Source organism: Oleiphilus sp. HI0117 (assembly GCF_001635235.1).
Window position 1 is genome coordinate 1 of record NZ_LWGA01000696.1, and the last position, 4,087, is coordinate 4,087.

4 protein-coding genes are annotated in these 4,087 nt (G+C 44.6%); all 4 read right to left on the bottom strand.

The window, feature by feature from the left end; all coding sequences use genetic code 11:
• Positions 1 to 795, bottom strand: a 795-nt coding sequence (gene panC / locus A3757_RS10040; protein ID WP_068739546.1) for a pantoate--beta-alanine ligase, incomplete at its 3' end; no start/stop codon positions are given.
• A gap of 13 nt (positions 796 to 808) precedes the next feature.
• A complete protein-coding gene (panB, locus tag A3757_RS10045; RefSeq protein WP_197469979.1) occupies positions 809 to 1,603 on the bottom strand; it encodes a 3-methyl-2-oxobutanoate hydroxymethyltransferase in 795 nt (264 codons plus the stop codon).
• 98 nt (positions 1,604 to 1,701) lie between these two features.
• The gene (gene folK / locus A3757_RS10050; protein ID WP_231872258.1) at positions 1,702 to 2,307 is read right to left on the bottom strand and encodes a 2-amino-4-hydroxy-6-hydroxymethyldihydropteridine diphosphokinase; all 606 of its coding nucleotides are present in this window, start codon (positions 2,305 to 2,307) and stop codon (positions 1,702 to 1,704) included.
• Positions 2,258 to 3,559, bottom strand: coding sequence for a polynucleotide adenylyltransferase PcnB (gene pcnB / locus A3757_RS10055; RefSeq protein ID WP_082865097.1), 1,302 nt, complete (start codon positions 3,557 to 3,559; stop codon positions 2,258 to 2,260). The genes folK and pcnB overlap by 50 nt, the downstream gene beginning before the upstream one ends.
• Positions 3,560 to 4,087 lie beyond the last annotated feature (528 nt).

Below are 4,087 nucleotides of genomic sequence, written 5' to 3' on the forward strand. Positions count from 1 at the left end.
TAATAAAATTACGAAAGCTGTATCTGTTTCTTGTGAAGGAGCAAGTGTTGTGGGCTTGGCTATATTGAAGTAATCGGGTTTAAAGCCATTTTTAACCAAGTGTGATTTGGCGTCCTCGCATAATGCAGTGATATCCCGTTCGCCAGCCTGAAGCTGCGCAGCACAATGTTGCAATAGCTGGTAAATCTTAGCGGCAGTTTGCTTTTCTTGCTGGCTAAGGTAACCATTGCGAGAGCTGCGGGCTAGACCTGACTCTTCCCGAGATGTTGGGACGCCAATGATAGAAACAGGCATACAAAGGTCGGAAACCATCTTGCGAATAATCGCTAATTGTTGGAAGTCTTTTTCACCAAATACTGCAATATCTGGTTGCACCATATTAAATAGCTTGGTGACGACGGTGGCGACACCAATGAAGTGACCGGAACGACTGGCGCCGCAGTGATAATCTCCGAGAGCAGGCACATCCACTCTGGTTTCTTCAGCTAAGCCGTTTGGATAGATCTCGCTAACAGGTGGTGCGAACAAGACATCACAATATCTACTACGTAAGTGCTTACTATCATCTTCAAGTGTTCTAGGGTAGGCATCAAGATCCTCGTTCTCACCAAACTGCATAGGATTTACAAAGATACTGCTGACAACTAAGTCTGCTTCTTGGCGGGCACGATCGATAAGACTGAGATGGCCTTCATGAAGATTGCCCATAGTGGGTACAAAGCCGATTACTTTACCGGCTTGTCTAGCTTCTTTGATAACTTTTCGTAGTGCAATAATACTGTTAACGGTGATCATGCTTGAGTCTCGTTTAGCCTGCAAAACTATAATCGGCAGAAGGGAATTCGCCGGACTTAACCGCTTGGTCGTAGTGCTCGAAGGCCTGTTGCACTGAACCGGCGCCTTGCATGAAGTTTTTTACGAACTTAGGCTTATGTCCGGAAGTAATTCCAAGGAGATCATGCATCACCAAGACCTGACCATCGGTAACATTCCCCGCACCAATTCCGATGACAGGGACACTAACTTTCTTGGTAATGAGCTCAGCGAGTGAGGTGGGTACGCACTCAAGTAAGATCATATCGGCACCGGCCTCTTCAAGGGCGCGCGCAGTATTAATCATGGCGTTAGCTTTTTCAGCTTCCTTGCCTTGAACGCGATAGCCGCCTAACTTATTGACAGACTGAGGCGTTAAACCCAAATGTGCACAAACAGGAATGCCTCGATCACTTAAGGCTTCAATATACTCTGCAAGCCACTCGCCGCCTTCTAGCTTGATAATATGGGCACCTGCTTGCATCAACTGTCCACCATAGTTCAAGGTATCGTGAGGGCTATTCAGGGTATTAAAAGGCATATCGGCCATAATTAAGGGAGACTGAGCGCCTCTGCTAACACATTGAGTGTGATAGACCATGTCATCAATACTAACAGGCAATGTCGAGTCCTGACCTTGTAACACCATGCCTAGAGAGTCGCCGACTAATAAAACGTCGATACCAGCATCCGACGCTAACTTAGCAAAGGTTGCGTCATAGGCTGTGACACAGGAGAATTTTCCATTGGACTCTTTTAGTTTACGAAGGCTCAGGGTTGTCGTTTTCATCATATAATCCTTAGTTTTCACAGTAGTATAAAACCGACTACTGATAATCTATGACAGAGCTTAGCTTGTGCGTAGATTAGCTACTTGTTTCGCGAGACTCAAGTCGGAGTGCCATCTAAACGAAGTAAATTATGCTCGCTGCACGAAGAAAGATGTTGTTCTAGGGTCGATGTATCGGGAAGCGTCCAAGCAGGCGCAATTTCGATTGCTGGTACCAGCACAAAGTCTCGTTCCAGCGCATAAGGGTGAGGAATGCGTAAGTCAGGGTCGTCGCTTGATAGCGTTTCATCGTTATAGAATAGAATATCCAGGTCGATGATTCGCTCCCCCCAATGCCGAGTCTTTATACGCCCGAATTCGGCTTCAAGTGTTTGAGTACACTTTAACAAAGCGAGTGGTTCCAGAGCGGTTTCAAGCCAGATGACTGCATTGACGAAGTCATCTTGATCCTGAGGCCCTTGAGGGCAGCTACTGTATAGTGATGATGATGACATTAGCTTTAGTTCAGGATGCCGGGATAGGGCTTCTATCGCCTTTATTACTTGAAGACGAGGACTTTCCAGGTTGCTACCAATACCGATGAGTACTTGATTTAGTTTCATGACTAGCTTTTTCTTCTCGCCGAACAGTTCCTGCTGACTTATACCTGCAGCATTATGATCGCTTTGGACGTCGTGATTGTCGGGTCTTTCGGCGGTCAGCACCAGGTGTCTCACGCTTTTTTCGATGATTAGCTTTGTTATAAACAGCAGAAGGGTGCTTGATTTGGAATTCAGTCCACCACTTAGCGAGTTCGCCGACAGGTTCACCAGCTTGCTCCCGTAACAACAAAAAGTCATAGGCAGCCCTGAATCGTTGCTGTTCAGCGAGGTGGAAAGGCCGCTTGCCGTGAGTCTTAGTGAGTCTGATTTGGTATTCCCATATTTCCTTCATCATTAAGGTGAAGCGCTTGGGTATAGATATATGAGGTAGTTGGCTTTGAAGTGTAAGTTGCCCTGCTTGTTGTAATGCAGGAAATTCGGGAACGCCTTCTTCAATAAGTTGTGACCACAGTCTATCGACTTCAGGCCATAGAAGAGTTGCATACAGAAATGCTGGTGTGACGGGTTTTTCTTGATGAATTCGTTGATCAGTATTTGTTAAGCCTGCCTCGAGCATTTTCTTATAGATAGCACTCTTATCACTGTTTTCCAAGGTATGAGCAATAGCTGGGAACAAGGGCTTAAATAGCCCATAGTCGACTAAGAGGTGAAAAATTTTCAATCCATAGCCAGAGAGAAACAGTTTTAGAATCTCATCGAACAAACGTGCTGCTGCAACGTTGGACAATAGCTGACCGTGCTCTCGTATGGCACCGCTGGTCTCTTCTTCGATATCAAAGTCTAGTTTAGCCGCGAAACGCAAAGCTCTGATCATCCGAACCGGATCTTCCCTATAGCGTGTTTCCGGGTCGCCAATAATGTTGATCAGACCCTGCTTAATATCGTCCAGGCTATCGACATAGTCGTAAATACAAAAGTCTTTAGGGCTGTAATAGAGAGCGTTTATCGTAAAGTCTCTTCGCACAGCATCTTCATCGATACTGCCATATTCATTGTCTCTAAGCAGCATGCCATGCTCTGATTGTTTTTCGTCCTGTTGGTTTACGCTTCCACGGAAGGTAGCAACCTCGATAATCTCGCGGCCAAACAGGATATGGACGAGCTTAAAGCGACGACCAATTAAACGTGAATTCTTAAAAAGAGCATGTACCTCCTCAGGGTGTGCATTGGTCGCAATATCAAAATCTTTAGGATTTTGGCCGAGCAAAATATCCCTGACACCACCACCAACCAGATACGCCTCATAGCCGCTATTATGTAAGCGATGCATAACCTTTAACGCCGATGGGCTAATTTGGCTACGAGAAACGGGATGTTGGTCGCGAGGTATAATGGAAGGAGACAGTCTGGACATGTTTAAACAATCATTGTTGTGGGTTACGAAGTACTAAGACCTTGAGGGGCTCTATCAGCCTTACGTTTTATGAAGCCATACTTTACCATAGACCAAGGCCAAGAGTTTATCTAAAGAGAAAACTGTACCAGAAAAAGTAGCAACACAAGTAATAATAAGAAAAGAGAGGGGGAATGACTTTGCATGAAAAGATCAAACGCTCTCCGTGATTGACCTTTTCATGCTTAAAAGAGCAGACTCTAAATTTTTTGTTGTTGTGAATCCATGTCTGTGCTTTAGGGCAAAAGCTCACACCTTTGCATGTAAACAGAGCAATTTGAATACTCAGAGCGGTAGCTAAAATAAAGTTATCCGGTTTAGGACTAGTGCCACTTTATGTGTTCTTATTAGTCAGAAACAATAACTCAATTCATTTTTTCGGCCGCTAAAAAGCTAGGCATTCAAAATATTCAGTTTACCCCGCATTTATTATTTTTATCGCTGCGGTTTCTACAATAGAAGCTAACTACTATTTTTATTTTTATTTGT